Source organism: Cellvibrio sp. ATLC23 (genome assembly GCF_057196725.1).
The window spans coordinates 145,058-166,173 of sequence record NZ_JBXUOS010000007.1; the positions used below are offsets into that span (position 1 = coordinate 145,058).

At 50.3% G+C, this 21,116-nt stretch carries 19 protein-coding genes; 6 read left to right on the forward strand and 13 right to left on the reverse strand.

Annotated features, from left to right (window positions below; translation table 11 throughout):
• Position 1: 1 nt before the first annotated feature.
• The 5 genes from AC2CG4_RS12915 to glnE all read right to left on the reverse strand — a co-directional run bounded on the left by AC2CG4_RS12915 (position 2) and on the right by glnE (position 8,407).
• Entirely contained in the window at positions 2–1,195 is a 1,194-nt protein-coding gene (locus AC2CG4_RS12915; protein WP_484486725.1) for an O-antigen ligase family protein, read from the reverse strand.
• A 7-nt stretch (positions 1,196–1,202) separates the two neighbouring features.
• Positions 1,203–3,182, reverse strand: a complete 1,980-nt coding sequence (rfaP, locus tag AC2CG4_RS12920) for a lipopolysaccharide core heptose(I) kinase RfaP (RefSeq protein ID WP_484486651.1) — start codon at positions 3,180–3,182, stop codon at positions 1,203–1,205.
• On the reverse strand, positions 3,179–4,270 hold the full coding sequence (waaF, locus tag AC2CG4_RS12925) for a lipopolysaccharide heptosyltransferase II (protein WP_484486652.1): 1,092 nt from the start codon (positions 4,268–4,270) through the stop codon (positions 3,179–3,181). Before waaF ends, rfaP begins: the two co-directional genes overlap by 4 nt.
• A gap of 118 nt (positions 4,271–4,388) precedes the next feature.
• Positions 4,389–5,318 (reverse strand): branched-chain amino acid transaminase, encoded by a 930-nt coding sequence (locus AC2CG4_RS12930; RefSeq protein WP_062064627.1) that lies wholly within the window; start codon positions 5,316–5,318, stop codon positions 4,389–4,391.
• A 104-nt stretch (positions 5,319–5,422) separates the two neighbouring features.
• Positions 5,423–8,407 carry a bifunctional [glutamate--ammonia ligase]-adenylyl-L-tyrosine phosphorylase/[glutamate--ammonia-ligase] adenylyltransferase gene (gene glnE, locus AC2CG4_RS12935; protein ID WP_484486653.1) on the reverse strand — a complete coding sequence of 995 codons (2,985 nt, stop codon included), beginning with the start codon at positions 8,405–8,407 and terminating at the stop codon, positions 5,423–5,425.
• A 323-nt stretch (positions 8,408–8,730) separates the two neighbouring features.
• Between glnE and AC2CG4_RS12940 the strand changes: the two genes are divergently transcribed.
• From AC2CG4_RS12940 to AC2CG4_RS12950, 3 genes are all read left to right on the forward strand, one after another.
• Entirely contained in the window at positions 8,731–9,267 is a 537-nt protein-coding gene (locus AC2CG4_RS12940; protein ID WP_484486654.1) for a glycine zipper 2TM domain-containing protein, read from the forward strand.
• Positions 9,268–9,429: 162 nt separating this feature from the next.
• Complete coding sequence (locus AC2CG4_RS12945) at positions 9,430–9,777, forward strand: type II toxin-antitoxin system RelE/ParE family toxin (RefSeq protein WP_484486655.1); 348 nt, start codon at positions 9,430–9,432, stop codon at positions 9,775–9,777.
• Positions 9,774–10,073, forward strand: coding sequence for an XRE family transcriptional regulator (locus AC2CG4_RS12950; protein WP_484486656.1), 300 nt, complete (start codon positions 9,774–9,776; stop codon positions 10,071–10,073). The genes AC2CG4_RS12945 and AC2CG4_RS12950 overlap by 4 nt, the downstream gene beginning before the upstream one ends.
• A 20-nt stretch (positions 10,074–10,093) precedes the next feature.
• On the opposite strand, the gene AC2CG4_RS12955 is transcribed toward AC2CG4_RS12950, so the two are convergent.
• The 7 genes from AC2CG4_RS12955 to AC2CG4_RS12985 all read right to left on the reverse strand — a co-directional run bounded on the left by AC2CG4_RS12955 (position 10,094) and on the right by AC2CG4_RS12985 (position 15,820).
• On the reverse strand, positions 10,094–10,531 hold the full coding sequence (locus AC2CG4_RS12955; RefSeq protein WP_484486727.1) for a hypothetical protein: 438 nt from the start codon (positions 10,529–10,531) through the stop codon (positions 10,094–10,096).
• Complete coding sequence (gene xerC / locus AC2CG4_RS12960; RefSeq protein ID WP_484486657.1) at positions 10,476–11,420, reverse strand: tyrosine recombinase XerC; 945 nt, start codon at positions 11,418–11,420, stop codon at positions 10,476–10,478. Before xerC ends, AC2CG4_RS12955 begins: the two co-directional genes overlap by 56 nt.
• 36 nt (positions 11,421–11,456) lie before the next feature.
• Positions 11,457–12,149: a DUF484 family protein gene (locus AC2CG4_RS12965; RefSeq protein ID WP_484486658.1), complete on the reverse strand. Its 693-nt coding sequence runs from the start codon at positions 12,147–12,149 to the stop codon at positions 11,457–11,459.
• Between the two features lie 4 nt (positions 12,150–12,153).
• Positions 12,154–12,984, reverse strand: coding sequence for a diaminopimelate epimerase (gene dapF / locus AC2CG4_RS12970; protein WP_484486659.1), 831 nt, complete (start codon positions 12,982–12,984; stop codon positions 12,154–12,156).
• Positions 12,985–13,009: 25 nt separating this feature from the next.
• Positions 13,010–14,257, reverse strand: coding sequence for a diaminopimelate decarboxylase (lysA, locus tag AC2CG4_RS12975; RefSeq protein ID WP_484486660.1), 1,248 nt, complete (start codon positions 14,255–14,257; stop codon positions 13,010–13,012).
• 42 nt (positions 14,258–14,299) lie between these two features.
• The gene (lptM, locus tag AC2CG4_RS12980) at positions 14,300–14,455 is read right to left on the reverse strand and encodes an LPS translocon maturation chaperone LptM (RefSeq protein WP_484486661.1); all 156 of its coding nucleotides are present in this window, start codon (positions 14,453–14,455) and stop codon (positions 14,300–14,302) included.
• A gap of 132 nt (positions 14,456–14,587) precedes the next feature.
• A complete protein-coding gene (locus AC2CG4_RS12985; RefSeq protein WP_484486662.1) occupies positions 14,588–15,820 on the reverse strand; it encodes a sigma 54-interacting transcriptional regulator in 1,233 nt (410 codons plus the stop codon).
• Between the two features lie 148 nt (positions 15,821–15,968).
• Between AC2CG4_RS12985 and AC2CG4_RS12990 the strand changes: the two genes are divergently transcribed.
• From AC2CG4_RS12990 to AC2CG4_RS13000, 3 genes are all read left to right on the forward strand, one after another.
• Positions 15,969–16,991 (forward strand): FHA domain-containing protein, encoded by a 1,023-nt coding sequence (locus tag AC2CG4_RS12990; protein ID WP_484486663.1) that lies wholly within the window; start codon positions 15,969–15,971, stop codon positions 16,989–16,991.
• A 7-nt stretch (positions 16,992–16,998) separates the two neighbouring features.
• Positions 16,999–19,326, forward strand: a complete 2,328-nt coding sequence (locus AC2CG4_RS12995) for a protein kinase domain-containing protein (protein WP_484486664.1) — start codon at positions 16,999–17,001, stop codon at positions 19,324–19,326.
• A 187-nt stretch (positions 19,327–19,513) separates the two neighbouring features.
• The gene (locus AC2CG4_RS13000) at positions 19,514–19,783 is read left to right on the forward strand and encodes a hypothetical protein (RefSeq protein WP_484486665.1); all 270 of its coding nucleotides are present in this window, start codon (positions 19,514–19,516) and stop codon (positions 19,781–19,783) included.
• Positions 19,784–19,825: 42 nt separating this feature from the next.
• Here AC2CG4_RS13000 and AC2CG4_RS13005 read toward each other — a convergent pair whose 3' ends face one another.
• Positions 19,826–21,115, reverse strand: a complete 1,290-nt coding sequence (locus AC2CG4_RS13005) for a glycosyltransferase (protein WP_484486666.1) — start codon at positions 21,113–21,115, stop codon at positions 19,826–19,828.
• Position 21,116 lies beyond the last annotated feature (1 nt).

The window sequence follows — 21,116 nt, forward strand, 5'->3', positions numbered from 1 at the left end:
CTTATCCAGTGATAGATTTAGTTTTTGCAACTAGGGGAGTATTGGTCGCTGCACGTGGCATAAGTGCGGCCAATAACGCAGCGGGCACCCAATAGAGCAGCCACTTGGCATCTATCTCCCAAAATAAACTGCGCGAATCTACAAATAGGCACGCGCAGCCATAAACAAACCAAAGTACAAGCGGCGCCAATTGCGGATGGCGGCGCGCAGCCCGCAACAGCAGCAGCAAATGCACTGCAGCCAGACACAAGCCAATTGCACCCGTGCGATAAAAAATATCCAACCAAGCATTGTGGGCGTGATGATACTCGCCAGCAGAGGTCATAATGTCGGTAGCCTCGCCCATACCTATGCCCCACAAAAACAAACTGGGTTCGGCGCGCATTTGCGCAATCACATCAAGCCAGATTTGATCGCGAAATGAGGCGCCGCGCTCCAACAATAATTGATCGAGCGGAAAAAACAGAAATAACACAACTAAACCGAGCAGCGCCGCAACACACTGCACCAACAAAATTTTCCACGCGGGACGCAGCCAAAAAACACCGATTGCCAACACCGCTACCAAGGCCAACAAGGGCCCGCGGCTTTGCGATAAACCCAGCGCGGCCAGCGCCGGAATACAGGCGAGTGATATTCCAAGCGCACATTTGAAACAATCGATGCGCCAAGACAATAAAATTCCAACCAATGCCACCACACCGTAGACTTGCCCAACCAAGGTTGGTGCGCGCGCAATAGTAATTCCCTCCAATCGCGCTGCCAGCGGATGGCTCGCATAAAATACTGCAATATTTACCAGCGCGGTCGCGGCACCTAACCATAAAAACCATTGCAATAACTTATTCAAATCCGGCACTTTTTTGTGTAGCACCCAAGCAGAACCCAACAGCCAGGAAGCGAGAATAAAAAGTTGCAAGATTAAAAAACCTGCACCATCGCCCCACAGGCTAGTCATGCAACTCCATGTTGCATAAGCCAATGCAGACGCACTAAACCAACCGCCATATTGATGAAATTCTGGTTTACGCCAGGGCAATACAAGCACCATAGGTATAAAAAATGCGAGTGCGTAAATTGCTTCCAGCCCATCGCGCGAAGGCGACCATAAAAACGCCGCGATAAACACCCACAAGCCAGCAGATGACCAAGCCAACAACTTTTGTTCGCGCCACTCGCGCTGCAACAGTTTCATCAAAACATTAATTCCTTTGAGCAAACAACAGTGGATCATGGCCAAAATCGCGGCGATAGGTTGTGCAGGCACGCACGGCGATTTTGCCCAACCGAGTTTTTTGTTGTGTAAAAACAGTGCGCAGGTTTTGGGCAAAATAAATTTGCATAAAATAACAATAGTCGCGCTGAGAAAAACGTAAATTTAACGAGGAAAACAACAAACCACCCAAATCCTTTATCAGCCAACGCTCAGGTACCCGTGGCCGCAACTGGGCGCGATGCAGATCAACCAAATAGATTTCCGGCGTCTGCCCCTGGTCGGCGATAAATGTTGTTTTCAGCATAAAGTGGCACAGATAAAAATCGCGGTGATTAATACCTGCCGCATGCAGTTCACGCGCAATTCGTGCGAGACTGGTCAAAATGCGCCGTTTGGCCTTAATACCCACTGAATACTGTTCAAAAAAATGATCCAGCTGAATCACATCGGTCAATTCACGGGTCACGATAAATGACTGCTGGCGCGCCGGATTTTTACCGCGCACACCATAGGCAACAGGGATCAAGCTGGGAACATTCAGCGCACGCAATTTATTCAGCGCGTTCCACTCATTATTTGCCCCCAATACCGGCAAGCGTAATTGCAGCAGATTTTTAATTACTTCTGACCAACCCACGCCGCGATGCCATTTGCGATAGTAGCCCCGCCCATTTATTTCAAAACGCAGCGTCTGGCGATCTTTCATCTCACGAGCGATCGCTCCCTGCATGTTTTCCATCAAGAAAAATACATCTTGGCCTTTCCAGCTATCGATTAATTCATCGCGCAAGATCACAACCGGTGCTGCCGCGCCTTGTGCACACGAAGAACCTGCAACCAAATTCTTTTTGGCCACAGCTATTTTTTCCAGCGCCGCCACCGCAACCGCAGGGCGGGAAAAAACATCACTTGTTTGCGCAAAAGATTCTGCAGCGGCGCGCCAGACTTGTTTATTCACCGCAAGCGTTTCAGTCAGCTGTTGGGCAATGGCCAATGGCGACGCGGTAGATGGAATTAACCGTCCCATTTGTTGTTCGACAACATAAGGCGCATAACCGCAATGCTCGGAAGCCACTACCGGGCAGCCGCACAACATGGCCTCCAAAATGACATTCCCAGCCAACTCTTTGCGTGCAGGATGTAACAGCACATCGGCAGCATGCAACAAATCACCCACTGGGCTGCGCGGGCCGAGAAAAAATACCTGCTGCTCTATACCCGCCTGCACTGCCTGTTGGCGATAGGCGTGCGGATCATCTTTACCCACAATCACCAAAGCGATTTTATCGGTAGTCATTTGGGTTAATTCAGCAAAAGCATTAATGCTGATATCAACCCCTTTGGTTTTGTAACCAGAGCCTAAACACAGAATAATTTTAGTGTCGCGCGACAAACCCAATTCATGGCACAAGGCCGCGCGAGCGGCACTCGGATTAGCACACGCCAAGTGCGCCGCTGAAATTCCCGGTGGCAGTGTGTGAAAACGTTCGGGTTGGGTTGCGTGATAACGCGCAAACTGTTGTTGTTCGCTGGCGACCAGCGAAAGAATATGGGTTGTGCTGGACTCGGCAAACACTGCTCGCTCATAGGCGAGGTATAACCGCGCGCGCGGCGACAAACGATACAGCCAATTGCGCTCGCGGTAAGCCTTGTGCGCAAAACAACTGTCACCGGCAAAATACACATCCAGCCCCGGCATTTTGTTAAAGCCGACTAATAGATCATATTGCTCGCGCTGATATTGTTGTTGGAATGCAGTGACAAAATTTTTCACGCCGGCGACATTAAAAAAACCTGAGCTTTTTATTTCGATGACATCGATGCCGGAAATTTTTTCACCCTGCCAGTGACCGCAAAAAATGCTCACTTGATGGCCGCACTCAACCGCCGCTTGCGCAAGCGCCAGCATATCGCGCTGCAAACCGCCAAAGGGGAAATAGCGAAAAATAGCAAAAGCTAATTTCATTTAATATTTTCCACGGTGACTACCGTAGTTTGAGCAATAAGCGCGTTGAGCGCCGTTAATACGTGTTGCGGCATTAATTCACGCAGACATTTGTGATGCACCTTCGGGCATTCACGCTCAAAACACGGCGAGCATTCGATTTGATTGCTGATAATACTCACCTGCTGCGTCAGCGGCGGCGTATGTTCGGGCGAGGTAGAGCCGTAAATAACGGCAAGCGGTTTTTGCAGCGCCGCCGCTATATGCATTAAACCCGAATCATTGCTTAGTACCGCATCGGCGCAATCCATTAATTCAATCGCCTCGGCGAGACTGGTGCCACCGGCAAGGTTGTAACACTGCGCACGCTCTTCATCTAATAATAAATTGCGGATGGCGTCGGCCACCGGATGATCTTTTGCAGACCCCATTAACCACACCTGCCAACCGGCGCGAATTTTTTCATCCACCACTTCAGCAAAATAATGTTCTGGCCAACGCTTGGCGGGGCCGTATTCTGCTCCTGGGCAAAGTATCAACACCGGGCGCTGAAGCTGCAATGCAAACTTTGTTAATAATTGTGGCCGCTGGGTTTGATCTATTTTTAATTCTGGAAAAGGAAACTCTGTTAGGGGTGCTGCATTTTTTGGTAGCGCCAAGGCCGCATAACGTTGCACCATTAACGGATAACGTTTTTTATCCAGCACACGCACATCATTTAATAAACCGTAACGCAATTCGCCACGCCAGCCGGTGCGCAGTGGAATATCCGCAAAAAAAGGCACAAATGCCGATTTAAAAGAATTGGGTAAAACAATCGCCTGCTCATAACCATGGCCGGCGAGGGATTTCCCCAGTGCACGTCGCTCGCGCAAACCAAAAGTGCCGTGGCCGAGCGGCATATCAATCACATCATGAATTTCCGGCATGCACGCGAGTAATTGACGTGTCCAACCCGAGGCAAGCACATCGATGCGCACTTGCGGGTTGCGCAACTTGAGTAATTTAAACAAGGTTTGCGCCATCATCATATCGCCAATCCACGCGGGGCCAATCACCAAAATTTTTTGGATTTGTTTTAGCTCAGCAGGAAAGTCAATGTCAGTCATAGGCGAGAGTTCATTCAAAGTTGAACAATAACAGCAGCAGTATTAACGCAGAACCATTAGTAAAAAATACATAACACCAAAACGATAACGGAGCCATTCGGCTCCGTTATGGCGTACTTTATTTTGCAACCGGCGCCAACCAGTTGGTGTGCTCGGGCAATTCGCCGCGCACGGATTTGAAATACAAATCCTGCAACCGGGTAGTGATTGGACCGCGGCGACCTTCGCCAATAATACGGCCATCCAACTCGCGGATCGGCAATACTTCTGCCGCAGTACCAGTAAAGAATGCTTCGTCGGCGATGTACACTTCATCGCGGGTGATGCGTTTTTCTTTGATGGTATAACCGCAATCAGCCGCCAATTGGAAAATGGTGTTGCGGGTGATGCCATCGAGACAAGAAGTCAATTCCGGTGTGTAGATGATGCCATCGCGCACCAAGAAGAAATTTTCGCCGCTGCCTTCTGCTACATAACCTTCAGCGTCGAGCAACAGCGCTTCTTCGCAACCACTGTCTAACGCTTCTTGCAACGCCAACAATGAGTTGATGTAGTGACCGTTAGCCTTCGCTTTACACATGGAGATATTCACATGGTGGCGAGTGTAGCTGGAAGTGCGGATACGGATGCCCTGATCACGCGCTTCCGGCGACATGTACGACGGCCAGTGCCAGGCAGCAACCATCACATGTACTTTCAGATTGTCGGCGCGCAAGCCCATACCTTCGGAACCGTAAAACGCCATAGGGCGCAAATAGGCTTCGGCCAAACCGTTTTCACGCACCACCATTTTGTGCGCTTCGTTCACCACATCTTTAGTGACGGGCATTTTCATGCGCATGATGTGCGCTGAGCGGAACAGGCGATCAGTGTGTTCTTGCAGACGGAAAATACTAGTGCCCATAGTGTCGCTTTTATAAGCGCGCACGCCTTCAAAAACACCCATACCGTAATGCAGTGTGTGGGTTAAGACGTGAACCTTGGCATCGCGCCAGGGAATGAGTTCACCATCAAGCCATATAACGCCGTCGCGATCGGCAAAAGACATAGCAACTCCAAATTCTTTGTTAAGATTTCTGTGTAAAAAAGTCTGTGTTGGGAATTGTCAGGCTCAGCCTCAGCCGTGCACTGCATTCTATTCGGGGCGATCTATCAGTCGTGATCGATTAGCTGCTGCCACAAAGCGGTGACTTGCGCGCGCTCGCTCAGGAAGTGATTGTCGCCTTCTAGTACCGCCTCTTGTCGCTGTAGCGCGAGGCGGTGCCCGGTGGATCGGTATGCTTTGTAAGCCGCGATCAGGTGGGCCACGGACTGGGCATCGAGTATGCCTGCCTCTTCCAGTGATCCGAGTATGCGAATGTTGTCCGTGTACCGGATGATCTCAGGCGCCTTAGCGGCCCAAGCCAAAGCCGCGTATTGAACCATAAATTCAATATCCACGATACCACCGGCATCCTGTTTCAAATTAAATAACGCGGGGGCTTTGGAGCTGTTTAGCGCATTTGCTTTGGATTTCCCCTCACTACCCAACTGCTCGCGCATTTTGCGGCGCATGTCGCTCACATCGGTACGCAGCTGATCCAAATCCCGCGACTGCGACAGAATCCGCTGGCGCACTGCTTCAAACAGCTCAGCCAAGCGCGCATCACCCGCCACCACTCGCGCCCGCACCAGCGCTTGGTGCTCCCAAGTCCAAGCTTCATTGGCTTGATATTTTTCAAACGCGGCGAGCGACGTCACCAGCAGCCCCGAGTTGCCGGACGGGCGCAACCGCATATCCACTTCGTAAAGCTTGCCCGAGGGCGTGTAGGTATTGAGCACATGGATAATGCGCTGACCGAGGCGGGTATAAAAGGTAATGTTGTCGATGGAGCGTTCGCCGTCGCTGCTGAGATTGGCATCGGTGTTGTGGATAAACACCAAATCCAGATCCGAACCATGCCCCAGCTCGATCCCGCCCAACTTGCCATAACCGACAATCACAAAATCCGGTGATGTATCCACCGAACCATCGGCACGTTTGGGGCGACCATGGCGCTCGACCATATGCTCCCAACTCAATTGCAGCACATGTTCTAGAACCACCTCGGCGATCCAGGTGAGGTAGTCGCTCACCTTCATCAGCGGCAGCGCCCCACTCACTTCACTCGCCGCCACCCGCAAAGCATGGGCCGAGCGAAAGTAGCGCAGCGCTTCCATATGACCTTCCAGATCGTCCCAATTCAAGCGCAGTACATCGCGGCGCAACTCATCGCGCAGCAAGTCTTTATCCGGCGGGGTATAAAGGCTCTCGGGCGTTAACAACTCATCGAGCAGCGCCGGGTATTGCGTCAGTTGGTCGGCGATCCAAGGGCTGGCGGCGCAAAGGCTGATGAGCTGCTGCACGGCGGTTGGGTTCTCCACCAACAGCACCAAATAAGCACTGCGGCGTGCAATCGCTTCAATCAGCGGCACTATGCGCGCAAATGTCTCGGCGATGGTCAGCGGCAACTTGCCGCGCTGCGCCTCGTGCACCAAGGCTTGCAGCAAGCGCGGAATAAACGCCTCAAGGCGCGTGCGGCTACTCGCCTGCATCGACAGAATCGTGCGGCTCTCGCGCAAATCGGCGAGGTTTTTTAGCAGTGCCGCCGCGCCTTCAATATCAAATACCTCCAGTGCGTTTATCGCGTCTTCACCCTGCAGGCTGCCCTCCCATAAACCCAACCAAAAATTCAGTACTTTTTGGTCGATGGAATCCTCTTCCTCGGGTGCGGCAATCACCGCTTTAAATTCGGCATTCACACACTGGCGATAACGGCTGAGCGTTTCAAAAAAACCATCCCAACTGTCAAAGCCCATCACCCAAGCCAAACGCAATTGCCCGACCGGATCAACTGGTAAGGATTGAGTTTGTTTATCCTGAAAGCCTTGAATCGCATGCTCGGTATTGCGCAAAAAAATATAGGCTTCAAGCAATGCCGAACCCGCGCCCGGCGGCAAATAATTTTCCTGCTCTAAAAATGGCAACAGCACCGGCACTTTGCGTTTGCGCAAACGCGCATCGCGCCCGCCGCGAATTAATTGAAATACCTGTACTACAAATTCCACTTCGCGGATGCCGCCTTCACCCAATTTCACATCCAGATTCATGCCCTTGCGCTGCACTTGCCGCGCAATTAAACCCTTCATTTCACGCAGCGATTCAATCGCACTGAAATCGATATATTGACGATAAGTAAATGGTTGCAACATTTTGCGCAGCAACTTGCGCGCGGCGATCTGCCCTTCACCACCCGCCATAGCCACTGTGCGCGCTTTAATCATTGCGTAGCGCTCCCACTCGCGCCCCTGGGTTTGGTAATAATCCTCCATGCCAACAAAACTCATCGCCAGCGCACCACTTTGCCCGTGGGGGCGCAAACGCATATCCACACGAAACACAAAACCATCGGCAGTGACCGTATCCAAACTCTTAATTAATTTTTGCCCGAGTTTGATAAAAAATTCCTGGTTACTAACCGCGCGGCTGGCGTGATTGGTTTCACCACTTTCGGGATAGGTAAAAATCAGATCTATATCCGACGAGACATTTAATTCCCCCGCGCCCAATTTCCCCATGCCCAACACCATAAACGGCTGCGCTGAATTTGACTCGCGCCCGATGGGTGTGCCGTAGATTTTTTCCAATGTGCGATAGTGAAACTCCGCCGCGAGCAAAATGGATTTATCCGCAAAACGCGACAGTTCCGCTGTAATCACCCGCATATCCGCAATACGATTCAAATCGCGCCAGATAATCCGAATCATCGCCATCTGCCGCTGGTGGCGCAGACATTTATCCAATTCCATATCGCTATTACACGCATTCACCGCTGCGGCAAATGCATCCAAATGCGCATCGGTTTGCACGTCAAACAATTCGCCAGACTGCATCAACTCAAGCAAATACTGCGGCCGCTGCGCCACGGTCTTGGCGATAAACTCACTCGCCACAAATGCGCAGGTCAATTGGCGGGAAAACTCATCGACAGAAACCGACTCTGGCAACAAGTCGCGCGGATGCGCCAAATGTTGGCTTTGAATAGCCGCCTCAAACTGATCCCAGTAGCGCTGGGCTTGGGCGTGTAACTCGGAGGGAATTGCGGAAAAATTCAACATAAACAGAAACTCGTCAACGCGGTATCAATAAGGGGAATACTAACAGCTCTGCAGCCACAACAAACCATACCAGCTATAACCTATTGCACACTTACCGGCAGCTGTTAGGCCCGGAGAAAAGATCAAAGTTAATTAAAGTCCAAGACAGGATATTACGCCATCGGCAATGCCAGCAGACATCGAATGTTGACCAGCGCACAGAGTAAATGACGGCTATGCCGCAAGCTGAATCTGTCACCACTGTTATTAAGGTTTTATTAAGTTGAGGCCTGACTACACTGGCTCATCCCCCGAAATGAGGGGCAAAACAGCAGGAGATTCACATGAACAGATCAATGGTTATAGGCACAATTTTAGGCGCAGGCGTTGCCACTGCTGGCGGCGCGATCGGCAGTTACCAATTATTAAAAGAACCGAATTACGCAGAAGTGGTCAGCAGTACCCCCATCACCAAACAAACCAAAATTCCACACCAAGAATGCCGCGACGAAACCATTGTGCGCCAAAAACCCGTGCAAGACCAAAATCGTATTGCCGGTAAAGTGATTGGCGCCGTTGTCGGTGGTGCTCTGGGCAATCAAGTCGGCGGCGGCAACGGCAAAAAAGTCGCAACCGTTGCAGGCGCAGTTGCCGGTGGCTATGCCGGTGACAAAGTGCAAGCCAACATGCAAAAAGGTGACACCTACACCACAGTTGAGCAACGCTGCAAAACAGTTTACGAAACCCGCGAAGATATTACCGGCTACAACGTGACCTATCGTTTCGATGAAAAAGAATCCACCGTAAAAATGTCATACGACCCAGGCTCACGCATCCCAGTACAAGATGGCCAATTAGTTCTTACGCAAAAGTCGGATTAAAATCGATTAGATTTTTATCGCAACGCACTCTCAGCAGAGGGTGCGTTTTTATAGATTAATTCCAGCACTCTTTCATATCTCTCCCTCGCCTCCCCTCTTACGCCACCTTTACTTATGCACCAATAATGGTACACTTGATCAAAAAAGGGACACTTTGACATCATGCCGCCATTACCATCGATTGCCAAATTCTTTAGAACCGAACTTGGAACAGAGCCGGTAAGAGACTGGTTGCGAAACCTGCCAAGGGATGATTGCAAAACCATAGGCGAAGACATTCGCACCGTTCAAATAGGTTGGCCTTTGGGTATGCCTTTGGTTCGCAAACTGGATAGCGAATTATGGGAAGTCCGCATCAACCTCACGAATAACATCGCGAGAGTTTTATTTACGATGCAAGGTGACACAATGATTCTGTTACACGGATTTATAAAAAAATCCCAAAAGACGCCAACCACTGAATTAGCAGTCGCTAAAAATCGACTCAAACTCATTAAAGGTAATTTATGAAAAAGTCAGTAAACTCTCATATCGGCAGCGACTTTGAAGATTTTCTCGCCGAAGAAAAAATGCTGGATGACGTTACCGCTATTGCCGTTAAGCGTGTGATTGCCTGGCAAATTCAAAGTGAAATGGAGTTGCAACATCTCACCAAAACCAGCATGGCAAAACGCATGAATACCAGCCGTTCATCACTGGATAGATTGCTAGATGAAAACGACACAAGCCTGACACTAACCACACTTGCCAGCGCCGCACAGGCGCTGGGCAAGCAAATTAAAATTGAATTAATTGGGACGGTTTAAGAAGTTAGGCGCGATAAAAGCTATAAAAACATAAGCAACGTTGCCGCAATCATCTTCCCACCTGCATCGAGTGCAAGCTCAATTTGAGTTTCGTCTTTTTTATAAATTCCCGCATCATCTTGGGCAAAATCAGCTTGTTCAAGATGGCGAGCAATCTCTTTCCCACTAGCAATACACTTAAGCTGCACCACTAGCGGCTTTGCACCATCGGCTGCGCTATAAATAAAAGTAGGTTCATTTTGGCAGAAAGTAGCAATGCTCGATATTTCTGTAGGATTTAGCAGCCAGTAATCGATGCTGAATTTTTTATATTCTCGATGCTCCGAGAATGAAGCCAATGCGCAATAACCAACAGCAAACAATAACAATACAATAACGATCAATATTCCTTTTGCTTTCACGTTACATCTCATCATCCACATCTTTTTTCCTTCCCGCCCTCGGATGCGCTTGATCATAAACTTTCGCAAGGTGTTGGAAATCGAGATGGGTGTAAACCTGAGTGGTTGAAATATTGGCGTGACCGAGGAGTTCTTGGACTAGGCGGAGGTCGCCGCTGGATTCAAGCATGTGGCTGGCGAAGGAGTGGCGGAGCATGTGGGGATGGACGGGGTTGTCCATGCCTTGTTTGATGCTGAGTTGTTGCATGCGCATTTGCACAGCGCGATGGCTGATGCGTTGGCCGCGCTGGGTGGTGAAGAGTGCTTGCTCATCATTTTGCGTGTAGAGCGTGCGCGCTTCCAACCAGTCTTTGAGTGCGCTGACGGCGTGAGAGCCAATAGGCAGTGTGCGGGTTTTGCGGCCTTTACCAGTGACGGTGAGCATGGCATCGCCCCAGTCGATATCGACGAGATCTAAACTCACCGCTTCGGCCAAACGCAAACCCGATGAATAAATTAATTCCACCAAAGCGCGGTCGCGTTTATTAATAAAATCATCGCCTTCCACTTGCACAAATTGCGCGGCTTGGTCGGCATCCAATACTTTAGGCAAGGGTTTGGGGGATTTGGGTGCGGTGATGCCGTCGGCAATATTGTTTTTAAGCCAGCCACGACGAATACAAAATTGAAAAAAACTGCGCAGCGATGACAGCCAGCGCTGCAAACTTTTCCCGCCTAACCCTTCGCGATGCAATTGTGCAACAGCCATGCGAATGTGATTCACGCCGAGCATATGCAATTCTTTAACGGATTTTTCAGCGCAAAAATGTTGGAATTTTTCCAAATCCCGCGCGTAGCTGGTTTGGGTATGCAGGGATAACTGCCGCTCGCTGCGAATATAAATATAAAACGCCGCGAGTTGTTCAGCGAAGGGCAAGGGAACAGCCGGTGGAGAAAGGTCGGTCATAAATCTCCGCTAAGCGCGCCCAGAAAGTATCAAGGGTTAACGCGGCAAATATTTCGGCAATAAACGGTTAAGCACTTCAGCAATATAACTCAAAAACAAAGTGCCCATGCTGGAGCGATAATAATGCGGGTCGCGATTACCCACACTGAGCAGACCAAACACGCTGCCGTGGATTAGCGGCACAGTTGCAACTGAGCCAATTTCGCTCGCGTGCTCGCCAAAAATAAATTTCATTTCTTTGGCACCCAGCGTGCCACAGACCGCGCGGCTATTTTTCAACAGTGTGCCCACCTGCTCTCGCGCTTCACCTATAGACACTATGCGCGCCTGACTGCTGGGGATTTTATCGGCATTGCCAATCAGAATCAGGCTGGTGTAATGAATATTAAAATCCTTATCGAAACTATAGTAGAGCGCATCGATAATATCGCCCATATCCTGCCCTTCAATCAGGCTCAGTACCAGGCGTTTACTTTTGTCGAATAATTTATCGTTGTCGCGTGCGTTGTCGAGCAATTTGCTCAGGCGATTGCGCATGTCGATATTGCGCTCGCGCAGAATCGACACCTGCCGCTCTACCAGCGACACCGCAGAACCCGATTCATGGGGCAAACTAATTTCGGCGAGAAGATCCTGGTGCTGTTCAAAAAAATCCGGATGCTCGCGCAAGTAGGCTTCGATTTGTTCCGGTTCCAATGGATCTGCAAGCGTGGGGATTTTTTCGTTCATAAGCTTATATTTTTATTTGTCCATGAAAGACGGTAACCGCAGGCCCCGTCATGATCACCGGCTGACCTTCACCCGGCCACTCTATGTGCAAACTGCCACCGGGCAGATTTACTTTCACTTTTGCGTCGAGCAAGCCGCGCAAACGGCCCGCAACCACTGCGCCGCAAGCGCCCGTGCCGCAGGCGAGAGTTTCGCCTACCCCGCGCTCAAATACACGCAAATTAATTTCATTGCGCGACACAATCTGCATAAAACCGGCATTCACACGCGCCGGAAAACGCGGGTGATTTTCAATTAAAGGACCGAGCTCGGCAACCGGAGCCGTTTTCACATCATCCACCACCAGTACACCGTGGGGATTGCCCATGGATACCGCAGAAATTGAGTAGCTGTTACCTGCCACCTCAAAAGGATAAGTCACTGCTTGTGCATCCGCGACAAAGGGAACCTGTGCCGGTTGCAAACGCGGCGCGCCCATATCGACACTGACTTGTTCATCTTGTTGCACACGCAACTCGATCAAACCGCCCGCGGTTTGCACTTTGATAATATTTTTGCCGGTGAGTTTACGCTCGCGCACAAATACCGCAAAACAACGCGCGCCATTGCCGCAGTTTTCTACTTCGCTGCCATCGCAATTAAAAATGCGATAGCGGAAATCCACATCGGGCGTATCGGGTGTTTCGACCAATAAAATTTGGTCGCAGCCCACACCAAAATTGCGGTCGGCAATGTAGCGGATTTTTTCCGGCGTTAAACGCACACTTTGGCTGACTCCGTCGATAACCACGAAGTCATTACCCAAACCGTGCATTTTGCTAAAACGTAAACGCATCTTTTTTCCTAGTGCCTCTCGCAACTTATTCCGGCAACAACATTTCGCCGCGAATCATATCTTCAAAGGTTTCGCGCGCGCGCGCCAAATGCATTTGATCACCATCAATCACCACTTCTGCAGCGCGGCCGCGAGTGTTGTAGTTGGAACTCATGCTAAAACCATAGGCGCCAGTGGACATTACCGCCAGTAAATCGCCCGGTTCAATGGCCAGATCGCGGTCTTTACCAAGAAAATCGCCGGTTTCGCAAATCGGGCCGACCAGATCCCATTTTTTTGTTACACCTGCACGCGGTTTTACCGCGCGAATGTTTTGCCAAGCTTGATACAGCGATGGGCGAATATTGTCATTCATCGCCGCATCGATCACGGCGAAATTTTTATGCTCGGTGGGTTTTAAAAACATCACTTTGGTGAGCAACACACCCGAGTTTGCCGAAATGGAGCGGCCAGGTTCAAACATTAACGCTAATTTACGATCGCCCAATTTGGTTTTGATAGCGGCCATGTAATCGGCCACCGGCGGCGGTGTTTCATCGCGATAGGTCACGCCCAAACCGCCACCCAAATCAAGATGGGAAATATGAATGCCGCTGCTGGCCAATTCATCAACCAACAATAACAAGCGATCCAGCGCATCCAAAAATGGCGTGAGCTGGGTAAGCTGGGAACCGATGTGGCAATCCAGACCTTTAATTGCAAGGCTTGGCAATTGTGCTGCACGTGCGTACACCGCAGGTGCGCGCTCAATCGCGATACCGAATTTATTTTCTTTTAAACCGGTAGAAATATACGGGTGAGTATTAGCGTCCACATCCGGATTTACCCGCAGCGATACGTTCGCCACCTTGCCTTTTTCGGCGGCGATCTGCGCGAGCAATTCCAGTTCCGCTTCTGATTCAACGTTGAAACAGAAAATACCTACATCCAGTGCGCGCGCAATTTCATCGGCGCTTTTACCCACACCGGAAAACACAATGCGCGATGGTTGGCCACCAGCGAGCAATACCCGCTCTAATTCACCACCAGAGACAATATCGAAACCGGCACCGAGTTTGGCGAGCATATTTAATACGGCGAGATTGGAATTCGCTTTGATCGCGTAACAAATCATGCCGGGGTGTGCACCCAGCGCCTGCGCGTAGGATAAATACTGCTGGGTAAAGGCCGCGCGGCTATACACATAACAGGGAGTGCCAAAGCGCTCGGCGACGGCGCTCAGTGGAGTATCTTCAGCGTAGAGTTCGCCATTGCGTTCGGTGAAATGTTGCATAAGAAATCTCGATCAAAAAGCGGTAGGGCGGATTAGTAGGAATTAGTCAGCAAGATTCGCCGGCTCAACCTTAGGAGCAGGCTGGGTTTGCGGAGCAGGCGGTTGGGGATTGTCAGGCTTAGGCAAATAGAGCGCGCCCTTTTGGCCACAGGCGCCAAGGCTTAGGCAGAGCAACACCAATACAACTGCAATTTTCATAACCAGAGTCCGATGACACCCTGCAATCTTACAGGGTCAGGATAAAAGACGGGGAAGTATAACCCTGCAAATAGCCATCGTCACTCCCGCATCCGGGAGCAGATTAATTGAGAGGAAAAACAGACAGCAGAATTAATCCAATACCGCGCGCAACTCCTCCGCTGATACCAGCGTGCCATTGGCAATCAGGGCGAGCTTTTGAATCGCCGTTTTTAATTGCTCAACATCAGTCAGGGCTTCAGTTATCTCCAATAACTGCCAGGCTTCTTCGGTTAAATCGAATTCGGCGGTGAGTGCAAATTCGCGAATATAAAACTGCGCGAGATCGCGTAAATCGCCGTGACGTTGACGCAGTGTGGGCAGCGCCAGCTCCTGCGCATACTGCGCCAACCATTGAGCTTGCATGGGTGCAAGCAATGCATTCACACGGCTCAGGCTCATAATCAAACGCACGCTGTAAGCGCCATCGAATTGTGTATTGGCAGCCTTGAGCCAAAAATTACGCAGCGCTTGAAAACCTTCTGCCGACAAACCATCGATATTGCGCAGAAATAAAGTGCCGCCATTGGCGTAAGTATGCAGCGATTGCAGAATGCTTGCCGCTGCGCCCTCCTCCCATTCCTTGCAGTCAGATTCGATAAAAGGAGCAGTATCGGCGCGCGATAAACAATGCAGGCTGCGCGCCGCAATCACTTTGCCGCAACCTTTATCGGCGCGGATCAATACCGGCTTACTCCCTTTGGCCAATTGATCAATCCGTTGATCCAATTGACGCAATGCTTTGCTATTGCCGATCCAGTAACTCTGGTCGCCATAAATATGGATCGCGCGGTAGCGAGTCTGATAGCGGCCAATGGTGCGGATAATTTCATCGGCCACCAGCGCCAGCTCTTTCGCCAGCCACTCGGATTTAGCATCTGCACCCGACGTAGCGACGCCCGACGTAGCGACGCCCGACGCAACCTGTGCAACCAAATACCCCAACCGCTGCGGCTGGCCTTGAGGTTGTTTGAAATTGAGCGACAAACTAAATGCCTTCGCGGCAACAAAATCCTCAAAGGGAGAATGATTCACCTCTTGGGTGGAGATAAAAAACTCTTCCACTCGCCCAGCGGCGGCCAGCTGCAAATCCTGCACATCATTCACCAGCAATAAATGGCGATAGCCCTGATGCGTGACGCAGCGCAAAGTGATCGCCATATAAGCAAGCCCCAAGCGCTCAGCCGCAGCGCGCAGGATGATTTTATTGAGCGTAATAAAACTTTTGTTGACCGGCACCCACTTGGCCGTAGCGGACTGGTTGAACTTGTGGATAGCGCGGGCGACCGGTTTGTGGTTCTTGGTAGCTTGAAAGAGGGCAATCATGGCGATAGTCTCTTGATTCATGCAGACAATAGGTGGGAAAACTTGGGCATCTTGTGGCAATCTATAGCCTTTATAAGAAATTGCCTATTACAGGCCATTACACACAATCTCGGCGCGCGGGTAGCATTCACACAAAGGAGCTAAAGAATTGGCACCGCTGCGCTCTGAAGACGCTTACTTTTTACGCGGAAAAACTATGGCTTATTTGCTGGATGTCGCTGCAGAGAACTACTTTCCCCTCGCACCCCATCACACGTTTGGCAGACTCGCCGCAAGCGTGGATACACACATCAACAAACCCTACGTATCAAAACTACACGCGGCGGTTGAATGGACCGGCAGCCATTGGCGCCTGAAAAATCTCGGTCTCAACGGCACTTGGGTCAATGGCGACAACCTCAATCAGGGCGATACCCGCGACTTGAGCTTGCAGGATGAAATTCATTTCGCCGAGCAGACCGACCCGGGTTTTAAGGTGATCAATCTGGCACCGCCCGCCGATATGCTCTGGCCGCTGGATAGCAGCCCCGCAGACGTTGAACCGATTTATCTCTCGCGCTACCACCTGCTGCCCGACGCCGAACAGCCGGAACTAGCCCTTTTCTACAACGAGCGCGCCCAGCAATGGCACTGCGAGGCACTGCACCAGCAGAGCGAACACGAGCAGCCGGAACTTAACGATGGCGACCTGGTGCAATTCAACAATAGCCACTGGCAATTTGTGCGCGCACAGATTTACGGCCCGACCGAAGCAAAATCTTCCCGCCACATCAATGATTACGAATTTATTTTTAATATGAGCTTGGATGAAGAAACCACCCAGCTCGAATTGCATCACCAGCAGACGCTGGATTTGGCAGTGCGCACTCACCACTATTTGTTACTGCAACTCGCCCGCCACCGCGCGGAAGATGCCGAGCGCGGCTTGGATAGCAAAAGCCAGGGCTGGGTTTATGCCGACCAACTCGCCGCTGAACTGGGCGTGGATGGCACCCATATGAATATCCAGATTTTCCGCGCACGCAAACAACTCGCCGACAGCCTGCCCGATGCCGAAGGTCAGCAGTGCCTGCTGGAGCGGCGCGGCGGTAAAATTCGTTTTGGCTGCGAAAAATTCAAAATCTACCGTGGCAACAAACTCACCCTCGTCTCGCCACCTAAAAGCCGTTGAATGCTAAATGAATAATTCCCTCCCCCCATCAACCAACGCAGCACCGGCTGAATTGATTCAGCTCGGGCACTACGAGCTGCACGATTGTATTGGGCGCGGCGGCATGGGTTTGGTGTATCGCGCGCGCGACACGCGGCTGGATCGCCAAGTGGCGATTAAATGTTTGCGCACCGAATTATTTGAACACCACTACGTCGAGCGATTTAAACGCGAAGCGCTGCTGCTGGCGAAATTAAACCACCCGAATATTGTGCAGATTTACGATTTTATCGAAGCGCCCGACCAGCTCGCGCTGGTGATGGAATTGGTAGAGGGGCAAAATTTACAGCTGCACCTGCGTGAACATATTGTTCCCTTCGCGCAGCGCATGCGCTGGCTGACGGAAATCGCCCAAGGCCTCGCAGTTGCGCATGACGCGGGCATTATTCACCGCGATTTAAAAGCCGAAAATATTCTGATCAACCAGCGCAACGTCGCCAAGATTACCGATTTAGGCATCGCCAAATCGCAAGACTACAACGCCACCCTGACCGATCACGTCGCCGGTAGCTATTGCTCCATGTCACCCGAGCAGGCGATGGGCGAAGCCATCGATTTTAAAAGCGATTTATTTTCCTTCGGCATACTCGCCTACCAATTGCTGTGCGGTGCCCATCCGTTTGGCGACACCAACAATAAACTGCAATTAATGCAGCGGATTATTTCCCATCCGCCCATAGCGCCCAGTAAACACAACCCGAATTTGCCCGCCGAGATTAATGACTTGCTCGGCCAGCTACTCAGCAAAGACCCCGCCAAACGCCCGGACAATACCCACTGGGTCGCCGTGCAGTTTGAAGCGTTAAGCCACATACAGCTGCAAAACGAATTTGTCAGCGATGAGACACAGGCGCTGATTCCCAATGGCAGTGCGGCGAATCAATCGAATGTGAAACATACCGGGATTAATCGCGCCGTAAAAACGCAAGATCACCCCACCTTTGAAACGCGCTTTGTTGCGGTTAATACAGCACCGAAAAAATCGCGTTGGCTGTCGATTAAGAATTATGTGGCTGACAATAAAATCAGCGTGGGGTTTGGCTTATTCAGTGTATTGATTCTTGCAGCGGTGGCGGTGTGGCAATTACAGCTATTTAAAACCAGCAATGACATTGCAACAAATCAGCAGGAAGAAACAGAACCCTATTCGCAAGCGCGTGAACTTAAGAAGGCATTGGAAGCGCTCAAATTCTTCGACCGGCAGGGCAATTTGGAAGCAGCCGAAAAAAGCTTTAACAGGATTCTCTCGCATACACCTAATAACGCTGCCGCGGTGGCAGGTCTATCATTGGTATACAGTTACCGATATGTCGGGGACTATGAAGATCCTATTTGGATGCAAAAAGCGGATGCGAGTGCACAGCAGGCATTGCAACTAAATGCCCAGCTTGCACTGGTGCATGTTGCATTGGGACATGTATCGACGATCAAAGCCGAATACGAAAAAGCCTTCACCTCGTTTGAGAAAGCACTCGCACTTGAGCCGACCAATATTTTTGCATGGCGCGGTAGAGTTACCACACTGCGCTTGGCACAACGTTACGACGAAGCAATTCAATTTTCACAACAGGGCTTAAGGCAGTTTCCTCAAGAGCGTTTCTTTGCCGACGAACTAGGTAACATCTACTCGGAGCAAAGTGACTATACAAACGCTGAAGACGCTTATCGATTAAGCATTCAACTACAGCCTGATGCCGTTGCAGCCTATGCCGGTCTCAGCTTTGCTTTGGAACGTCAAAGCCGTACTGATGAGGCCATGCAGGTGCTACAACAAGGCCTACAGATACGCTCTAGTGCGATCCTACTCGGCAATTTAGGAGCAACTTTGTTTATTCGCGGTGATTATGTGGACGCTGCTGCTACGTTTGAGGCAGCAGTATCACCCACTAAAGGCAATCCAAATAGCCATCTCGCGTGGGCGAATTTGGCAGATACTTTACTTTGGATTCCAGGACGCGAAGCTGAAGCGAAACAAGCCTATCGTAAAGCACGCGATTTACTAACGCCTCTGTTAGAACGCAGAAAGGACGATGCAACACTTGTGTCCCGCATGGGATTGTACTCAGCACGGCTAGGCGATCGCACACGAGCCGAGCCGCTGTTAGCACGTGTAATGGCACTTGCGCCAAAAAGTGCTAGTGTTCATTTTCGTGCGGGTTTGGCTTATGAGTTATTAGGTGAGCGTGAAGCGGCTATAACAGCACTCACCAAAGCGGTAGAACTTGGTTACCCGCTGAAGTTAATTCAAGCAGAACCCGACCTTTTAGAGCTGCGCCGCGCAAGCGGTGATTTTTAAACTGTTAACAAAAGGATTCAACATGCCAACAAAGCCAACAAAGCCAACAAAGCCAACAAAGCCCAAAAATACCAAATATACATTCACGCTTTTGTTTCCCGAGAAGATAAAAGCTAGCCAAGTCACTAAAGTGGATTTTCAGGTAACAGGCACGCCCGCAATTAAGCCGCCGTTACCGCAAAATAAAATGCCCGAAACTTTTTTGGTAGGTGACACGCTTACGTTTACCTACCAAAAGGCTAACCCTGATGTCACCATTAAAAGTAGTCTGCTTACCCAATATAACGTTGACACATCAGAAAAAGAGACCGACGAGGACTTTATCGATCAATTTGATAAGCCTATTACGATTACCGAAGCATTTAAAGGCACTTGGATATTCCATTTATTAGGGTTGTATAAGTACAAAGGTAAACGCGCCGCTTACTACCTTGACCCTGAATTTACCAGCCACTAATTGACTTTGGCGATTAGGCCATATAGGAACGCACTCGCTCATTCAGGAGTGCACTGCAACCTTTCCCATCAAATTCGTTGATTTCACTTCCGCTTTTTTACACACCTGCTCAATCAAATCACAAGCATCTACAATCGCACTACTGTTACTAACATCCACAGAATAGTGCCGCAGTGCTTTAGAACTTTTAGCTTTCTGCAACATATTGCCAAGCATAGGAGCGACCTGCTCTGCCTTAAATTTCTCCGGCATTACATAAGTCCCCAAACCTAATTGATAAATACGGTCGGCATTATCCGGTTGGTCGTATTTGATGGGGCGAATCAACTGCGGAATTCCCGCTTTAATTGCTTGCGCCGTGGTGCCCATACCGCCGTGATGGATAATCGCCAGGGATTTTGCCAAAGCGTATTCAAAATCGATGTAATCCAGATGCAAGCAAAGTGAAGAACCTTGCAAGAGTTCTGCGCCGCTCGCCCCACCGACAAATACGCCGGGCACTTGTAATTGCTCGCAAATTTTTCGCCCTTCGGTAAACAGCGACTCCACATCTTTTACGCCGGTGCCGGAGGTAAAAATCAGTGGCGCGCCTTGCTGTTCGATAAAAGCATCTAATTCAGCGCGGCTATTCATACTGGCGCGATTCTGCAATGGAAACCCCACCAGTTTTAAATTGGTTGGCCAATCCTTGGCGGGCATACCAAACCATTCGGGGAAGAAACCAATTTGCAACAACGCAGCGGATTCCGTTTGAAATGTCAGCGGGCAGCCCAAGCGTTTGCGCGTAGCCAAATAGGTTTGCGTGTGCTCCACTCTGAAAAATACCTTGAAGCGGGTTTTGCGATTGCGGCGCAACAAAAAGCGCACAATAAAGCGTGGAATACGTTTAGGGATTGCCCACTTCATCGGCGCTGGCGGGCTGTAGGCTGAAAATACAATGTTGGGTGATAACAGCATTTTTATAAAAGGAAGGCTGAATTTTTCTGCCGCTGCTGCTGCGCCGTTTTCTTCGCCGAGCGCCAGAACCAATACTTGCTTTCCTGCCAAGCTTTTCACGTAGTTAAACGCGGGTTCAAACGCAGGGGCATGGTAGTGCTCAAAGTTATCGACGTGATTTCTGGATTCCCAAGCCGTAACGCTATTACCTTTATGGTATTGCTCAATGGTGCCGACTGAAATGAATTCCAGCCCCGCTGCAACAATTCTGGGTTGAAAATAATCGTTGGATAAAAAGCTGACTTGGTAACCTCGCCGAAGCAATTCAATCCCCATCGCGACCATTGGGTCAATATCGCCACCGGTTCCCAGCGCATAAATCACAAACTGTTGCATA

Excerpts from the sequence above, each read along its gene's own strand:
- AC2CG4_RS12915 (WP_484486725.1), bottom strand. The coding sequence starts at position 1,195 with ATGAAACTGTTGCAGCGCGAGTGGCGCGAACAAAAGTTGTTGGCTTGG.
- rfaP (WP_484486651.1), bottom strand. The coding sequence starts at position 3,182 with ATGAAATTAGCTTTTGCTATTTTTCGCTATTTCCCCTTTGGCGGTTTG.
- waaF (WP_484486652.1), bottom strand. The coding sequence starts at position 4,270 with ATGACTGACATTGACTTTCCTGCTGAGCTAAAACAAATCCAAAAAATT.
- AC2CG4_RS12930 (WP_062064627.1), bottom strand. The coding sequence starts at position 5,318 with ATGTCTTTTGCCGATCGCGACGGCGTTATATGGCTTGATGGTGAACTC.
- glnE (WP_484486653.1), bottom strand. The coding sequence starts at position 8,407 with ATGTTGAATTTTTCCGCAATTCCCTCCGAGTTACACGCCCAAGCCCAG.
- AC2CG4_RS12940 (WP_484486654.1), top strand. The coding sequence starts at position 8,731 with ATGAACAGATCAATGGTTATAGGCACAATTTTAGGCGCAGGCGTTGCC.
- AC2CG4_RS12945 (WP_484486655.1), top strand. The coding sequence starts at position 9,430 with ATGCCGCCATTACCATCGATTGCCAAATTCTTTAGAACCGAACTTGGA.
- AC2CG4_RS12950 (WP_484486656.1), top strand. The coding sequence starts at position 9,774 with ATGAAAAAGTCAGTAAACTCTCATATCGGCAGCGACTTTGAAGATTTT.
- AC2CG4_RS12955 (WP_484486727.1), bottom strand. The coding sequence starts at position 10,531 with ATGATCAAGCGCATCCGAGGGCGGGAAGGAAAAAAGATGTGGATGATG.
- xerC (WP_484486657.1), bottom strand. The coding sequence starts at position 11,420 with ATGACCGACCTTTCTCCACCGGCTGTTCCCTTGCCCTTCGCTGAACAA.
- AC2CG4_RS12965 (WP_484486658.1), bottom strand. The coding sequence starts at position 12,149 with ATGAACGAAAAAATCCCCACGCTTGCAGATCCATTGGAACCGGAACAA.
- dapF (WP_484486659.1), bottom strand. The coding sequence starts at position 12,984 with ATGCGTTTACGTTTTAGCAAAATGCACGGTTTGGGTAATGACTTCGTG.
- lysA (WP_484486660.1), bottom strand. The coding sequence starts at position 14,257 with ATGCAACATTTCACCGAACGCAATGGCGAACTCTACGCTGAAGATACT.
- lptM (WP_484486661.1), bottom strand. The coding sequence starts at position 14,455 with ATGAAAATTGCAGTTGTATTGGTGTTGCTCTGCCTAAGCCTTGGCGCC.
- AC2CG4_RS12985 (WP_484486662.1), bottom strand. The coding sequence starts at position 15,820 with ATGATTGCCCTCTTTCAAGCTACCAAGAACCACAAACCGGTCGCCCGC.
- AC2CG4_RS12995 (WP_484486664.1), top strand. The coding sequence starts at position 16,999 with ATGAATAATTCCCTCCCCCCATCAACCAACGCAGCACCGGCTGAATTG.
- AC2CG4_RS13000 (WP_484486665.1), top strand. The coding sequence starts at position 19,514 with ATGCCCGAAACTTTTTTGGTAGGTGACACGCTTACGTTTACCTACCAA.
- AC2CG4_RS13005 (WP_484486666.1), bottom strand. The coding sequence starts at position 21,115 with ATGCAACAGTTTGTGATTTATGCGCTGGGAACCGGTGGCGATATTGAC.